At 59.7% G+C, this 14,588-nt stretch carries 12 protein-coding genes; 11 read left to right on the forward strand and 1 reads right to left on the reverse strand.

All coding sequences use genetic code 11. From position 1 onward, the window contains the following. From PUT78_RS08030 to preA, 5 genes are all read left to right on the forward strand, one after another. A complete protein-coding gene (locus PUT78_RS08030) occupies positions 1–1,791 on the forward strand; it encodes a glycoside hydrolase family 2 protein (RefSeq protein ID WP_274351734.1) in 1,791 nt (596 codons plus the stop codon). Continuing rightward, positions 1,791–2,534, forward strand: a complete 744-nt coding sequence (locus PUT78_RS08035) for an FCD domain-containing protein (RefSeq protein ID WP_274351735.1) — start codon at positions 1,791–1,793, stop codon at positions 2,532–2,534. The genes PUT78_RS08030 and PUT78_RS08035 overlap by 1 nt, the downstream gene beginning before the upstream one ends. A 28-nt stretch (positions 2,535–2,562) precedes the next feature. After that, positions 2,563–3,753, forward strand: coding sequence for a mannonate dehydratase (gene uxuA / locus PUT78_RS08040; RefSeq protein ID WP_274351736.1), 1,191 nt, complete (start codon positions 2,563–2,565; stop codon positions 3,751–3,753). A 267-nt stretch (positions 3,754–4,020) separates the two neighbouring features. Next, positions 4,021–5,364: an NAD(P)-dependent oxidoreductase gene (locus PUT78_RS08045; RefSeq protein WP_274351737.1), complete on the forward strand. Its 1,344-nt coding sequence runs from the start codon at positions 4,021–4,023 to the stop codon at positions 5,362–5,364. Positions 5,365–5,389: 25 nt separating this feature from the next. Next, complete coding sequence (gene preA / locus PUT78_RS08050; protein WP_274351738.1) at positions 5,390–6,691, forward strand: NAD-dependent dihydropyrimidine dehydrogenase subunit PreA; 1,302 nt, start codon at positions 5,390–5,392, stop codon at positions 6,689–6,691. Here preA and PUT78_RS08055 read toward each other — a convergent pair whose 3' ends face one another. After that, positions 6,692–7,342, reverse strand: coding sequence for a TetR family transcriptional regulator C-terminal domain-containing protein (locus tag PUT78_RS08055; protein ID WP_274351739.1), 651 nt, complete (start codon positions 7,340–7,342; stop codon positions 6,692–6,694). A 158-nt stretch (positions 7,343–7,500) separates the two neighbouring features. On the opposite strand from PUT78_RS08055, the gene PUT78_RS08060 reads away from it, so the two are divergent. The 6 genes from PUT78_RS08060 to PUT78_RS08085 all read left to right on the forward strand — a co-directional run bounded on the left by PUT78_RS08060 (position 7,501) and on the right by PUT78_RS08085 (position 14,144). Next, positions 7,501–8,751 carry a Zn-dependent hydrolase gene (locus PUT78_RS08060; RefSeq protein ID WP_274351740.1) on the forward strand — a complete coding sequence of 417 codons (1,251 nt, stop codon included), beginning with the start codon at positions 7,501–7,503 and terminating at the stop codon, positions 8,749–8,751. A 40-nt stretch (positions 8,752–8,791) separates the two neighbouring features. Further along, on the forward strand, positions 8,792–10,243 hold the full coding sequence (gene hydA, locus PUT78_RS08065) for a dihydropyrimidinase (protein ID WP_274351741.1): 1,452 nt from the start codon (positions 8,792–8,794) through the stop codon (positions 10,241–10,243). Continuing rightward, positions 10,243–11,034 carry an ABC transporter ATP-binding protein gene (locus PUT78_RS08070; protein ID WP_274351742.1) on the forward strand — a complete coding sequence of 264 codons (792 nt, stop codon included), beginning with the start codon at positions 10,243–10,245 and terminating at the stop codon, positions 11,032–11,034. The genes hydA and PUT78_RS08070 overlap by 1 nt, the downstream gene beginning before the upstream one ends. An 83-nt stretch (positions 11,035–11,117) precedes the next feature. After that, positions 11,118–12,014, forward strand: coding sequence for an ABC transporter permease (locus tag PUT78_RS08075; RefSeq protein WP_274351743.1), 897 nt, complete (start codon positions 11,118–11,120; stop codon positions 12,012–12,014). Between the two features lie 251 nt (positions 12,015–12,265). After that, a complete protein-coding gene (locus tag PUT78_RS08080; protein ID WP_420793479.1) occupies positions 12,266–13,108 on the forward strand; it encodes an ABC transporter permease in 843 nt (280 codons plus the stop codon). A gap of 46 nt (positions 13,109–13,154) precedes the next feature. Next, positions 13,155–14,144, forward strand: coding sequence for an ABC transporter substrate-binding protein (locus PUT78_RS08085; RefSeq protein WP_274351744.1), 990 nt, complete (start codon positions 13,155–13,157; stop codon positions 14,142–14,144). Positions 14,145–14,588: the final 444 nt, after the last annotated feature.

Here is a 14,588-nt window from a genome sequence, read left to right on the forward strand (position 1 = left end):
ATGCTGGAACGTTCAACCATCGGAGAGAACGCGCTTCAAGCCCTGCATGATGAAGATTATGCGCGGCCCTATGACACGCGCAACCTGACCCATAAGGGGCTTCTTTTCACAGGCGGACGTGACGCGCAATCTCTTGATGGCGCATGGAATTTCTGCGTGGACCTGCTGGATACAGGTCTGCGCCAGAAATGGTTCTCCATGCTTCCCGCCGCCCCCGAAACCCGCACGGAACCGTGGGACTATGACCCCTATATGGGCGAAACGGTTCCTGTGCCTTCCAACTGGCAGATGCTGAAAGAGAAATGGTATTTCTATGAAGGCAGCGCCTGGTATACCCGTCCGCTGGACCACACCCCCCGCGATGGGCGAAGGCAGATTCTGCGCATCGGTGCGGCGCAGTATGACTGCAAGGTCTTTCTGAATGGCAGGTTTCTGGGCAACCATCTGGGCGGGTCCACCCCGTTTTGTGTGGAACTGACCAATGACCTGCGGGATGGGCGCAACTGGCTGATGCTGTGTGTCAACAACACCCGGACATTGGACCGCGTGCCCATGCGCAACACTGACTGGTTCAACTATGGCGGTATTTACCGCGAAACGCAGCTTTTTGATCTGCCCGCAGCCTTCATCAGTGACATGGGGCTGCGCCTTGGCAGTGACGGTGACTCAATTGTGGTTGATCTTACGATTGACGGAGCACAACGCGGCGATGTGCAACTGTCGATCCCCGAACTGGGGCTGGAGCAGACAATTCCCGTCACTGGCGGCCACGCACGCGCAACCATTCCTGCGCGGCCCGAATTATGGTCGCCCGACACCCCGAAACTCTATGATGTCCGGGCACGCTTTGGCGATGATACCGTGTCCGACCGCGTCGGGTTCCGCACCATCGCGCGGCAGGGCACGGAAATTCTGCTGAACGGCACACCCGTCTGGTTGCGTGGTATTTCGGTGCATGAAGATGACCTGTTCCTGGGCAAGGTCACGACTGAGGATGACCTGCGCGCGCGGTTTCAGCACGCGAAGGAACTGGGCTGCAATTTCCTGCGGTTGGCGCATTACCCCCACCACGAACGCGCCGCGCAACTGGCGGATGAGATGGGTTTTCTACTGTGGCAGGAAATCCCGGTCTACTGGGCCATCGCGTTCGACAACCCTGCAACCTATGCTGATGCCGAAAACCAGTTGCTGGAACTGATCCGGCGTGACAGAAACCGCGCTAGTGTCATCATCTGGTCCATCGGCAATGAAAACCCCGACACGGATGCGCGTCTGTCCTTCATGCGCGCGCTGGCCGATGCCGCGCGCCGCGCTGATGACACCCGCCTTATTGCCGCGGCCTGTCTGATAAACCACACCCGCAACCGCATAGAGGACCGTCTGGCGGAATATCTGGACGTGATCGGTATCAATGAATATTACGGTTGGTATGACGAAAATATCGCAGACCTGATCGAAATCGGTCGCAATTCGGCCCCGGACCGGCCCGTGCTTATCTCGGAAACAGGGGCGGATGGCGCAATCGGCAAAGGGGCACCGGAAACGGGACTGTTCAGCGAAGCCTATATGACGCAGGTGTACCGCCAGCAGATCGAAATTTTGCAGGGCCTTGATTATGTCAAGGGCATGTCGCCATGGATTCTGTATGATTTCCGTGTCGAACGCCGCCAGAATATTTTCCAGAACGGGTTCAACAAGAAGGGCCTGATCGCCGCCGATAAACAGACAAAGAAATCTGCCTTCGCGGTTCTGGCGGAATTCTATCATGCCCGCGCCAGGGGGACGATCTGATGGCGCGCGCGACAAGACGCTATCAGGAAGTGGCCGAAGGGTTGCGCGCGCTGATTGAACAGGGCGGCTATGCGCCCGGTGACCGCATCCTGACCGAACGCCAGATTGCCGAAAACCTTCAGGTCGGGCGTTCCGCCGCGCGCGAAGCCATTCTGTTGATGGAAATCGAAGGAATGCTTGAAGTGCGCAAGGGGTCCGGAATTTACCTGAAAGCCATGGAAACATCCGCCCCGAAGGGCGATGCCAATGACATCGGCCCGTTTGAGTTGATTCAGGCCCGCCAGTTGCTGGAAAGCGCAGTGGCCGGGCTTGCGGCCTCTACCGTGACAAAGGCCGATATCATACGCATGCGCGACGCGCTGGAACTGGAACGCAACAGCATTGCGACTGGCGCACAGGATTATTCGGGGGATGAACTGTTTCACCGCCTTATCGCCGAAGCGACACAGAACAATGTGCTGGTCGATACGGTCAATGAACTGTGGAAAAAGCGCGAAGCAAGCCGGATGTGGGCACGCCTGCATGACCGCATATTCGTGACCGATTACAGATTGCGCTGGCTGGATGATCATAGCGCGATTCTGGCCGCCCTGCAACGCCGCGACCCGGAAGCCGCCCGCAGTGCCATGTGGCAGCATCTGGAAAATGTGCGCGTGACATTGCTGGAACTGTCAGATGACGAAGACCCCGGTTTTGACGGCTATCTGTTCGATTCACGCGAAGTTTCGAAAGTGTTTCGCTGACCGGGTTTGACCCAAAGGATACATGAATATGGACTATACTTGGCGCTGGTTTGGCCCGGATGACCCTGTTTCGCTTGCCGATGTGCGGCAGGCGGGCGCAACCGGCATTGTAACCGCTCTTCATCAGATACCCAATGGCGCCCTGTGGCCGGTTGATGCCATCAGGGAACGCCAATCCATGATTGCGGCCGCCGGTCTGCGCTGGCAGGTGGTCGAAAGCATCCCGGTGCCCGAAGCCATCAAGCTGGGTACCAGCGGCTGGCAGGAACTGGCCGATATATGGGCTGCATCCGCGCTGAATCTGGCAAAATGCGGTATCATGACAATCTGCTACAATTTCATGCCGGTGCTGGACTGGACCCGCACGCGCCTGCGCCATGTCATGGATGACGGGGCCGAATGCCTGCGCTTTGACCGCGTCGATCTTGCGCTGTTTGATTTGTTCATTCTGAAACGGGCCGGGGCAGCCGCGGATTATAACACTGAAACCCATGCCGAAGCCGAACGCCGCTTCGCCACGATGGATGCTGACGCCCGGACCAGCCTGACGGATACAATCCTTGCCGGCTTGCCCGGATCAGAGGAAAGCTACACCCTGGACGGGTTCCGCGCCCAGATCGGCCAGTACCGGGACATTAACGCCGAACAGTTGCGCCTGAATCTGCGGCAATTCCTGCAACATGTCGTCCCACAACTGGCCCCTGCCGGGGTCCGGCTGGCCATTCATCCCGACGATCCGCCACGCGCGCTGTTCGGGTTGCCGCGTGTCGTGTCCACAGCTGACGATCTGGACGCCATCGTGCAGATGCATCCTGATCCCGCCAACGGGTTTACATTTTGCGCAGGTTCGCTTGGTGTCCGGGCGGATAACGACCTTCCTGCGATTTTGCGCAAACATGCCGCGCGGATATATTTCCTGCATCTGCGCAATACATTACGCGATCCCGTTTCTGCATTAAGTGACGGTGTTGCGGGTGAAAGTTTTCAGGAAGCGGCCCATCTGGACGGCAATGCAAATATGGCCGCGCTGGTGGCAGAAATCCTGCGCATCGAGGCCGCGCGCGGGCATCCCCTGCCCTTTCGTCCGGACCATGGCCATGCCTTGCAAAGCGATCTGCGCGGCCCCTACCGGCCGGGTTATTCCGCTGTGGGGCGTTTGCGCGGGATGGCTGAAATCCGCGGCATAGAGCATGCGCTGAAACACCTGAAAACGACCTGACACCTGGCTTTGTGCATCCGGCTTGCGGTTGCCCCCCGTAAGGCACTGTCCTTCCGGGGGGCAGTTATTTGTGCGCATATCCCGCCTGCCCGGCGACGGAATACCAAGCCTTGATTGCGTCGATGATGTTTTGTTGCGCAGTCCGGCGATCCGCGCGCTGAAAATTTCAGCACAGATCGAAAATTTTACCAATTGATAAATTTTTAAACCCGTGCTTTCCTGTCATGGCATCCGACAGTCACTCTGCCAGCCATAAGGGGCCAGCCAATGACACAAAGCATCACAACCCCCGGTATCATTGCCGGGCGCCTGCATGCCGACGATTACGCGCGCCATTTTGACGATCTTTACCCCGCATATGACGCGCATGAAGCCATGGTTGCCGCCGACAGGTGTTATTTCTGCCATGATGCGCCCTGCATTACGGCCTGCCCCACGGAAATTGATATTCCGCTGTTCATTCGCCAGATTCAGGCAGGACAGCCCGAAGCGGCGGCGCGCACCATCTTTGACCAGAATATCCTTGGTGGCATGTGCGCGCGCGTCTGCCCTACGGAAACGCTGTGCGAAGGCTCTTGTGTGCGCGAGGCTGCCGAAGGCAAACCTGTCGAAATCGGGCGGTTGCAACGGTATGCGACAGAAACACTGATCGCCAGGAATTCGCACCCGTATACGCGCGCTGTCCCTACCGGCAAACATGTTGCGGTGGTGGGCGCGGGTCCGGCGGGGTTGGCCTGCGCACACAGACTGGCGATGTACGGCCATGATGTCACTGTCTTTGACCGGCGCGAAAAACCGGGCGGGCTGAACGAATACGGCATTGCGGCCTATAAGGCGGCGCATGGGTTCGCGCAGTCCGAAGTGGACTGGCTGATGCAGATCGGCGGGATAACCCTGCGGCAGGGCTGGACACTGGGCGAAGACGGCACCTTACAAGACCTGCAAGGCAGTTTTGACGCGGTGTTTCTGGGGATCGGGCTGGCAGGTGTGAATGCGCTGGGTCTGGAAGGCGAGGATATACCGACAGCGCGCGACGCAGTCGATTTCATTGCCGAACTGCGCCAGACCGCTGATCTGTCCACATTGCCCATAGGGCGGCATGTCGTGGTGATCGGGGGCGGTATGACCGCAGTGGATGCCGCCGTGCAGTCACGCCTGCTGGGGGCCGAACATGTGACCATGGTGTACCGGCGCGGGCGCGATGCCATGGGCGCATCGGACTATGAGCTGAACCACGCCGCGAATGAAGGCGTGAAGATCATCACCAACGCCATGCCGATTGCAATCCATGCCAACGGTGCCCTGCGAGAGGTGGAATTCGCCTATACACATGCCGGGGAAACCGGGCTGGAACCGACTGGCGAGACATTTCGCCTGAAGGCGGACCAACTGTTCAAGGCCATCGGGCAGACATTGGCTAACACGCCCGACGCGCTGGAGATTGACCAGCGCAAGATCGGCACTGATGGCAGCGGGCGTGCTACTCTCGCACGGGTATGGGCGGGCGGTGACTGTACCGGCGGCGGCGAGGATCTGACCGTGACCGCTGTGGCACAAGGACGCGACGCCGCAGAAGACATCCATGCAACATTGATGGGGAATGGTGCGTGAACGCGCATCCTACGGAGTGAGCACAATGGCAAATCTGACCACGAATTTCATCGGCATCAAATCCCCGAACCCCTACTGGCTGGCCTCGGCCCCGCCGACCGACAAGGCGTATAATGTCGAGCGTGCCTTCAAGGCGGGCTGGGGCGGGGTGGTGTGGAAAACGCTGGGCTCTGAGGGGCCACCCGTCGTCAACGTGAACGGCCCGCGCTACGGCGCCATATGGGGCGCGGACCGCCGGCTTCTGGGGCTGAACAATATCGAGCTGATCACCGACCGCCCGCTTGACGTGAACCTGCGCGAAATCAAACAGGTGAAACGCAACTGGCCGGACCGCGCGCTTGTCGTGTCGCTGATGGTGCCCTGCGACGAGGAATCGTGGAAAGCCATCCTGAAACATGTCGAAGATACAGAAGCTGACGGGGTGGAACTGAATTTCGGCTGTCCTCATGGCATGAGCGAGCGGGGCATGGGCGCGGCTGTGGGCCAGGTGCCCGAATATATCGAAATGGTCACCCGCTGGGTGAAGCAGCATTCACGCATGCCCTGCATTGTCAAACTGACACCCAATATTGCCGATATCCGCAAGCCGGCAGAGGCCGCGAAGCGCGGCGGGGCGGATGCAGTGTCGCTGATCAACACCATCAATTCCATTACGTCGGTCAATCTGGACACATTCAGCCCCGAACCGATGATTGACGGCAAGGGCGCGCATGGGGGCTATTGCGGGCCAGCGGTCAAACCTATTGCGCTGAACATGGTCGCTGAAATCGCGCGGGATGCACAAACGCGCGGCCTGCCCATTTCCGGCATTGGCGGTGTAACCACTTGGCGCGATGCGGCGGAATTCCTGACCCTTGGCGCGGGCAATGTGCAGGTCTGCACGGCCGCCATGACCTATGGGTTCGGGATCGTCAGGGAACTGACAGCGGGCCTGTCGCATTACATGGACCAGAAAGGATTCACATCGGTTGACCAGCTTGTGGGACGCGCAGTGCCGAATGTGACCGACTGGCAATATCTGAACCTGAACTATGTGACCAAGGCGAAAATCAATCAGGATCTGTGCATATCCTGCGGGCGCTGTTTCGCCGCCTGCGAAGACACGTCGCATCAGGCGATTTCCATGTCGGCTGACCGCAGATTCGAAGTGATCGATGATGAATGCGTGGCCTGCAACCTGTGTATCAATGTCTGTCCGGTTGCTGATTGCATTACCATGGAAGAACTGCCCATAGGCAGCACCGATCCGCGCACGGGCGAGAAGGTGGGCGATTACGCCAACTGGACAACCCACCCGAATAACCCGATGGCAAAAGCCGCCGAATAATCAGGGCGCAAGAAGGCGGGTATAAAGATGCTCCAGAAACGCCTCGGCGCCGTCCAGCGGGTCATGCCCGTCCCCGCGGATCATACCTATCTGGGCCGCGAAATCAGCGTAATGCTGCGTCAGCGCCCAGATCGAGAAGATCAGATGGTAGGGGTCGGTCTGCGCAATCCGTCCCGCATCCGCCCATGCCCGCAACACCCGCGCCTTGTCATCGACAAGGACACGCAGATCATTGCGGATGAATTGCTCAACACGCGGGGCACCTTGCAGAATTTCATTGGCAAACAGGCGGCTTTCGCGCGGAAAATCCCGCGACATCTGCAGTTTGCGGCGCATATAGGCCATGATTTCCGCCTGCGGGGTGCCACCCGCGTCCAGCATCCGCAGCGGGTCCAGCCATGTATCCAGCAGCCGCGTCAGCAATTCGCGGTGAATGGCATCCTTGCTGTCGAAGTAATACAACAGATTGGGCTTGGACAGCCCCGCCTGTGCGGCGATCTGGTCAAGGGTCGCGCCTCGGAACCCATGGGTGGAAAACACCTCCAGCGCGGCATCCAGAATGATCTGCCTGTTGCGCCGCTGAATACGCGAACGCGGCGGCGTTTTCGCGCTGCCGGATTTTTCAGCGGGTATCGGGTCGGGCGCGGACATGGGCGGACAAGCTTCTTGACTGGATGGTCAAACTTGATAGCGTCCGATTGGCCGATGTGCAAGCGTCGCCCCCGCGCGACAGGTGCAGGCAGCTTGCAGCCAGAACTGCAGGAAACACAACAAGCGGTCACAAAGCCCGCGAAAACAGGGAGTCGCACATGACCGCACCAGCCGCAAATATGAAAATCAATGGTGAACGGCTGTGGGACAGTCTGATGGAAATGGCGCAGATCGGTCCGGGAATCGCCGGGGGTAACAACCGCCAGACCGTTACAGATGAAGATGGCGAAGCGCGCCATCTGTTCCAGCGCTGGTGCCAGGATGCAGGCGGCACCATGGGTGTCGATGACATGGGCACCATGTTCGCGCGGTTTGAAGGGACCGATCCCGACGCCCTGCCCGTTTATGTCGGCAGTCATCTGGACACCCAGCCTACAGGTGGCAAATATGACGGCGTTCTGGGCGTGCTAGCAGGGCTGGAAATCATCCGCACCATGCGCGATCTGGGTATCAAAACCCGCCGCCCCGTCGTGGTGACCAACTGGACCAATGAAGAAGGCACCCGTTTTGCGCCCGCCATGCTGGCCTCTGGCGTATTTGCCGGTGTGCTGGACCGCGACTGGGCCTATGCCCGGACCGACGCGCAGGGCAAGCGCTTCGGGGATGAGTTGGAACGCATCGGTTGGAAAGGTGATGAGCCGGTGGGCACGCGCAAGATGCACAGCTTTTTTGAACTGCATATCGAACAGGGGCCAATTCTGGAAGCTGAAGGCAAACAGGTCGGCGTGGTCACCCACGGGCAAGGGCTGCGCTGGATCGAATGCACCGTGACCGGCAAGGGCCAGCACACCGGTTCAACCCCCATGTATATGCGCCGCAATGCCGGGCGCGGGCTGGCGCGGGTGACCGAACTTGTCCATGAAATCGCGCTGAAACACCAACCCAACGCCGTGGGCGCCATCGGGCAGATCGATGTCTACCCCAATTCGCGCAACATCATCCCTGAAAAGGTGGTTTTCACCATCGATTTCCGCAGCCATGTGCTGGACACACTGGAAGCGATGGTCGCGGAACTCAACGCCCGCGCGCCGGGTCTTTGCGCCGATATCGGGGTAAAATTTTCGTCTGAACTGGTGGGATTCTTTGATCCGCCCGCCTTTGATGAAACCCTTGTGGGCCGCGTGCGCGATGCAGCCGAACGGCTGGGCTACAGCCATATGGACATCATCTCCGGTGCAGGGCATGACGCCTGCTGGATTAACCGCTTATACCCCACCACCATGGTGATGTGCCCCTGCGTGGATGGCCTGTCGCATAACGAGGCAGAGGAGATTTTTCCCGAATGGGCAGAAGCGGGCGCAAATGTGCTGATGCATGCGGTTCTGGAAACCGCGGAGGTTGTGGGGTGATCCCTGCAACATGCCTGAAGATGAAACAGGGAGAAATCATATGACCACCGTCATCAAGAACGGCACCATCGTCACCCATGACCTGACCTATAAAGCCGATATCCGCATTGAGGGTGGCAAGATCACTGAGATCGGCCCGGACCTGTCCGGCGACACGGAACTTGACGCCACCGGCGCCTATGTCATGCCCGGCGGCATTGACCCCCATACCCATCTGGAAATGCCCTTCATGGGCACTTATTCCAGCGATGATTTCGAATCCGGCACCCGTGCGGCGCTGTGTGGCGGGACCACCATGATCATCGATTTCGCGTTGCCCTCGCCCGGTCAGGGGCTTCTGGACGCGCTGAAGATGTGGGACAACAAATCCGGCCGCGCGCATTGCGACTACTCCTATCACATGGCGGTCACCTGGTGGTCGCAACAGGTGTTCGATGAAATGCCAGAAGTGGTCGCGCGCGGCATCATCAGCTTCAAGCATTTTCTGGCCTATAAAGGCGCGTTAATGGTCAATGATGACGAGCTGTTCTCCAGCTTCAAACGTCTGCGCGAACTGGGCGCGATTGCCATGGTCCATGCCGAGAATGGTGATGTGGTGGCCGAACTCTCCGCCCGCCTTCTGGCGGAAGGCAATACCGGCCCCGAAGCGCATGCCTATTCCCGCCCCACACAGGTAGAGGGCGAAGCCACGAACCGCGCCATCATGATTGCCGACATGGCGGGCGTGCCGCTGTATGTTGTGCATACGTCATGCGAGGAAGCGCATGAAGCCATCCGCCGCGCCCGTCAGGCCGGCAAGCGCGTCTGGGGGGAACCGCTGATCCAGCACCTTACACTGGACGAATCCGAGTATTTCCACCCGGATTGGGACCATGCCGCGCGCCGCGTCATGTCGCCGCCATTCCGCAACAAAATGCATCAGGACAGCCTGTGGAACGGTCTGGCCAGCGGCAGCCTGTCCGTCGTGGCAACCGACCATTGCGCGTTCAGCACTGATCAGAAACGCTATGGCGTGGGCGATTTCACCAAAATCCCCAATGGCACCGGCGGGCTGGAAGACCGTATGCCCATGCTCTGGACCTATGGCGTGCGCACAGGGCGTCTGACGATGAATGAATTCGTCGCCGTGACATCGACCAATGTTGCCAAGATCTTCGGGATGTATCCGCGCAAGGGGGCTGTGGCTGTAGGGGCCGATGCCGATCTGGTGGTCTGGGATCCGGAACGCTCTAAAACCATCACGGCCCGGACCCAACAATCGGCCATCGATTACAATGTGTTCGAAGGGCATGAAGTCACTGGCCTGCCGCGCTATGTGCTGTCGCGCGGGCGTGTCATGGTTAAAGATGGTGCCTTTGACGGGCAGGAAGGGCATGGGCAATTCATTGAGCGCTGCCCCAATGGGCCGGTCAATCAGGCCCTGTCAGCATGGAAAGACCTGACCGCCCCGCGCCCTGTGCAGCGGTCCGGCATTCCGGCAACGGGGGTGTGATGACAGACACATCCACTGCGCCAGTTATTTCCGCACGCGACCTCAGCCTGACATTCCAGACGAATGACGGCCCGGTCCACGCCCTCAAAGATGTCTCGCTCGACATCTCCAGGGGCGAATTCGTCAGCTTCATCGGCCCCTCGGGCTGCGGCAAGACAACCTTCCTGCGCGTCATCGCAGATCTTGAACAGCCGACATCAGGCACGATTACCGTGAACGGCATGTCGCCCGAAGCTGCCCGCCGCGCCCGCGCCTATGGCTATGTGTTTCAGGCCGCAGGGCTTTATCCCTGGCGCACGATCGCAGGAAACATCAAACTACCCCTTGAAATCATGGGATATTCCTCGACAGAACAACAATCGCGCGTCGAAAAGGCGCTGGAACTGGTGGAACTTTCGGGCTTTGCACGCAAATTCCCCTGGCAGTTGTCGGGCGGCATGCAGCAACGCGCCTCCATCGCGCGCGCGCTGGCCTTTGACGCCGATATCCTGTTGATGGATGAACCGTTCGGCGCGCTGGACGAAATCGTGCGCGACCGCCTGAATGAACAGCTTCTTGAACTTTGGGCGCGCACTGAAAAAACCATCGGCTTTGTCACCCATTCCATCCCCGAAGCTGTCTATCTGTCGACGAAAATCGTCGTCATGTCCCCCCGCCCCGGTCGGATCACCGACATTATCGACAGCCCGCTGCCGCGCATCCGCCCGCTGGATATCCGCGACAGCCCGGAATTCATTGAAATCGCGCAGCGGGTGCGCGAAGGACTGCGCGCGGGGCATCTGGATGACTGAACCCTTTTCATTCTGGCAAAAATATCCCGGGGGAGTCGCGCGCCAGCGCGACGGGGGCAGCGCCCCCTGCAACAGGGGCGACCATGCGTAACCTGATCCCTGTTCTTTCCGTCGCCGCACTGCTTATTGCGATCTGGTATGCCGCCGTCGTGCCGATGAATGCCCAGTGGGCGCAGGATCAGGCACGCCGCGCGGGGGCGGAACTTACCTTCATCACCCTTGTCGCTGATACCATGTCACAACAACGCCCCCGCCTGCCCGCGCCGCATCAGGTGACAACGGAGCTCTGGAATTCCACTGTGGTCGAGGAACTGACCGGGCGGCGCGGGATTGTGAACACTGGCAGCCTGTCCAACCGCAGCCTGATCTATCATGGCTGGGTCACGCTCTCGGCCACGCTCCTGGGGTTTGCCATCGGGTCGGTGCTGGGCATATCGCTGGCCATTGGCATCGTGCATAACCGCGCGATGGATGCCAGCATCATGCCTTGGGCCATTGCCAGCCAGACCATTCCCATCCTTGCCATCGCGCCGATGATCATCGTGGTACTGAACGCAGTGGGTATTACCGGCCTGATCCCGAAGGCCATCATCTCGACCTATCTGTCGTTCTTTCCGGTGGTTGTCGGCATGGTCAAGGGGCTGCGCGCCCCTGATCACATGCAGCTTGACCTGATGAAAACCTATTACGCCAGCGGGTCACAAGTGCTTGTAAAACTGCGCCTTCCATCCTCTATGCCTTATCTGTTTGCCTCGCTCAAGGTTGCGATTGCAGCCGCCCTTGTCGGCGCGATTGTGGCCGAACTGCCCACCGGCGCGGTTGCAGGGCTTGGCGCGCGACTGCTATCGGGCAGCTATTACGGCCAGACTGTGCAGATCTGGTCCGCACTTTTTGCCGCCGCCATCCTTGCGGCCGGCATGGTCGCGCTGATCGGGGTGGTTCAGCGCGCAACACTGAAACGCATGGGGATGGCCGCATGAAGGTGTTGCAGCAAACCGGCGGGGTTCAATGGGCGGGCATGGTGCTGGCCTTGCTTGCGGCTGTCGGGTTTGGCGGAACGGGCGATCTGCCCTTAGCGGCGATGATTGCGGTCCTTGCCATTTGCCTGTTTTTTCCGGCGCTACGGGGGCGGCAGCGCGACTGGCTTTTGATAGGTCTTATCATGATCAATCTATGGGCGGCCGCCTGGATCATGTTGCCTTTTGCGACATCCTCGGGACCGTTCTGGGCAATGATACTGGCCCTGTGGCTTGGGGCGTGGCTTCTGGTGGCGCTGTTGGCTGAAAGTCCGCGCCTGACGGGTATTGCCGGGCGCGCGCAATCGCTGCTTGCGCCGATTGCCTTCGGGGCCACGCTTCTGTGGTTGTGGGAAGTGGTGGTGCGCGCACTGGACGTGCCGCGTGTGATCCTGCCCGCGCCAAGCCTGATCTGGGACCGGTTGATCCGCTCCACTGATGTGCTTTGGGTGGATTTCGTGCAGACCTTCATCAAGGGCGCGTTGTCGGGCTATGCCATCGGCGTGGGGGCGGCGCTGGTCTTCGCATTGCTGGTGGACCGGTCCGATTTCCTGCGCCGGGGTCTGCTGCCTGTGGGCAACTTTCTGGCCGCCCTTCCCATCATCGGCACCGCCCCGATCATGGTCATGTGGTTTGGGTTCGACTGGCCGTCCAAGGCCGCTGTGGTCGTGGCGATGGTGTTTTTTCCCATGCTGGTCAACACTGTGCAGGGGCTGGCCGCAACCGATGCCATGCAGCGCGACCTGATGCGCACCTATAATGCAAGCTGGGCACAGGCGCTGTTGAAACTGCGCCTGCCTGCGGCGATGCCTTTCATTTTCAACGGGCTTAAAATTGCATCAACCCTCGCGCTGATCGGGGCGATTGTTGCTGAATTTTTCGGCTCTCCCACGCGGGGGATGGGCTTTCGCATCTCGACCGAGGTGGGGCGGTTGCAACTGGACATGGTCTGGGCAGAAATTGCCGTAGCAGCCCTCGCGGGGTCGCTGTTCTACGGTATTCTTGCGCTTGCAGAACGCGGGGTCACTTTCTGGCACCCGTCACAACGCAGGCGTTAATCCCTGTGCCCCAGCCAAGGGCCAGGCAACACGGAGGTGGATAAAAATGAAAAAGGCAATCTATGGGTCGGTCGCGGCCTTTGGTCTGGGGCTGGCGCCTGCGGCATGGGCGCTGGATGATGTGACCCTTCAGTTGAAATGGGTCACGCAGGCGCAGTTCGGTGGCTATTATGTGGCGCTGGAAAACGGCTTTTATGAAGAAGAAGGGCTGAATGTCACCATCCGAGCAGGCGGGCCGGATATTGCGCCGCCGCAGGTTATTGCGGGCGGTGGCGCGGATGTCATTGTTGAATGGATGCCTGCGGCACTCGCCGCGCGCGAAAACGGCCTGCCGCTGGTCAATATCGCGCAGCCCTTCAAATCATCCGGCATGATGCTGACCTGTCTGGCTGAAACCGGCGTGACCGGACCAGAGGATTTTCCCGGCCGTACATTGGGCGTGTGGTTCTTCGGCAATGAATACCCGTTCCTGAGCTGGATGAGCACCCTTGGCATTCCAACCGATGGCGGCGATGAAGGCGTCGAAGTGCTGCGCCAGGGCTTCAACGTGGACCCGTTGCTGCAACGTCAGGCCGATTGCATCAGCACCATGACCTATAACGAATACTGGCAGGTCATTGACGCGGGTATCGGCGAAGATGAACTCGTGACCTTCAAATACGAAGATCAGGGTGTGGCCACGCTGGAAGACGGGCTGTATGTGCTGGAAAGCAATCTGGAAGACCCGGAATTCGTGGACAAGATGGCGCGTTTCGTGCGGGCCTCGATGCGTGGCTGGGAATGGGCCGCCGAGAATGTCGAAGAAGCTGCGATGATTGTGCTGGAATATGATGACACCGGCGCGCAGACCGAGGAACACCAGATCCGCATGATGGGCGAAGTCGCCAAACTGATTGAAGGGTCTGACGGCGCGCTGGACATGGATGATTACGCCCGCACCGTCGCAACCCTGCTGGGTGGCGGGTCAGATCCTGTCATCACATCCGAACCGGTGGGCGCAACCACCGCGGCGGTCACGGACGCGGCGTTCAACTGACGCCATCGCCTGCGCAAACATATCATGGGCGCATCGTTTCGCATGCGCCCATGCATAATGTCCGCGCCACCGGTGGGTCAGGGTCTGCCGGTCCGGCGTCGGAGGAGTTCGCTTTATGCAGGTTCCACAAGCCTGACATCCAAGACTTAATTGACACCAGCCAAACCGGCAGGCCGCGGGACGGCCCATCGGTGGCGCGGCGGCCTGCGGCCTTTGCTCCGCGCCATTGGAGCAGGGTAATTTTTCTGCCGTTTCACCCGGATCCCGCGCAACACAGCGCTGCGCGCACAGGCTGCCATACTGCGCCACTTCCCTCGGCAAATATTGAATTGCATCCTTGCGGGATAAATGGAATGGATAGGGCATTCCCACGGCTACCAGTCAGATATGGCGCGGCTTTCAGCAGATGCGCTGCAAGAAACTTGCAGCGTCCACCCCATGAAG

Source organism: Roseinatronobacter alkalisoli, from assembly GCF_028745735.1.
GTDB lineage: Bacteria > Pseudomonadota > Alphaproteobacteria > Rhodobacterales > Rhodobacteraceae > Roseinatronobacter > Roseinatronobacter alkalisoli.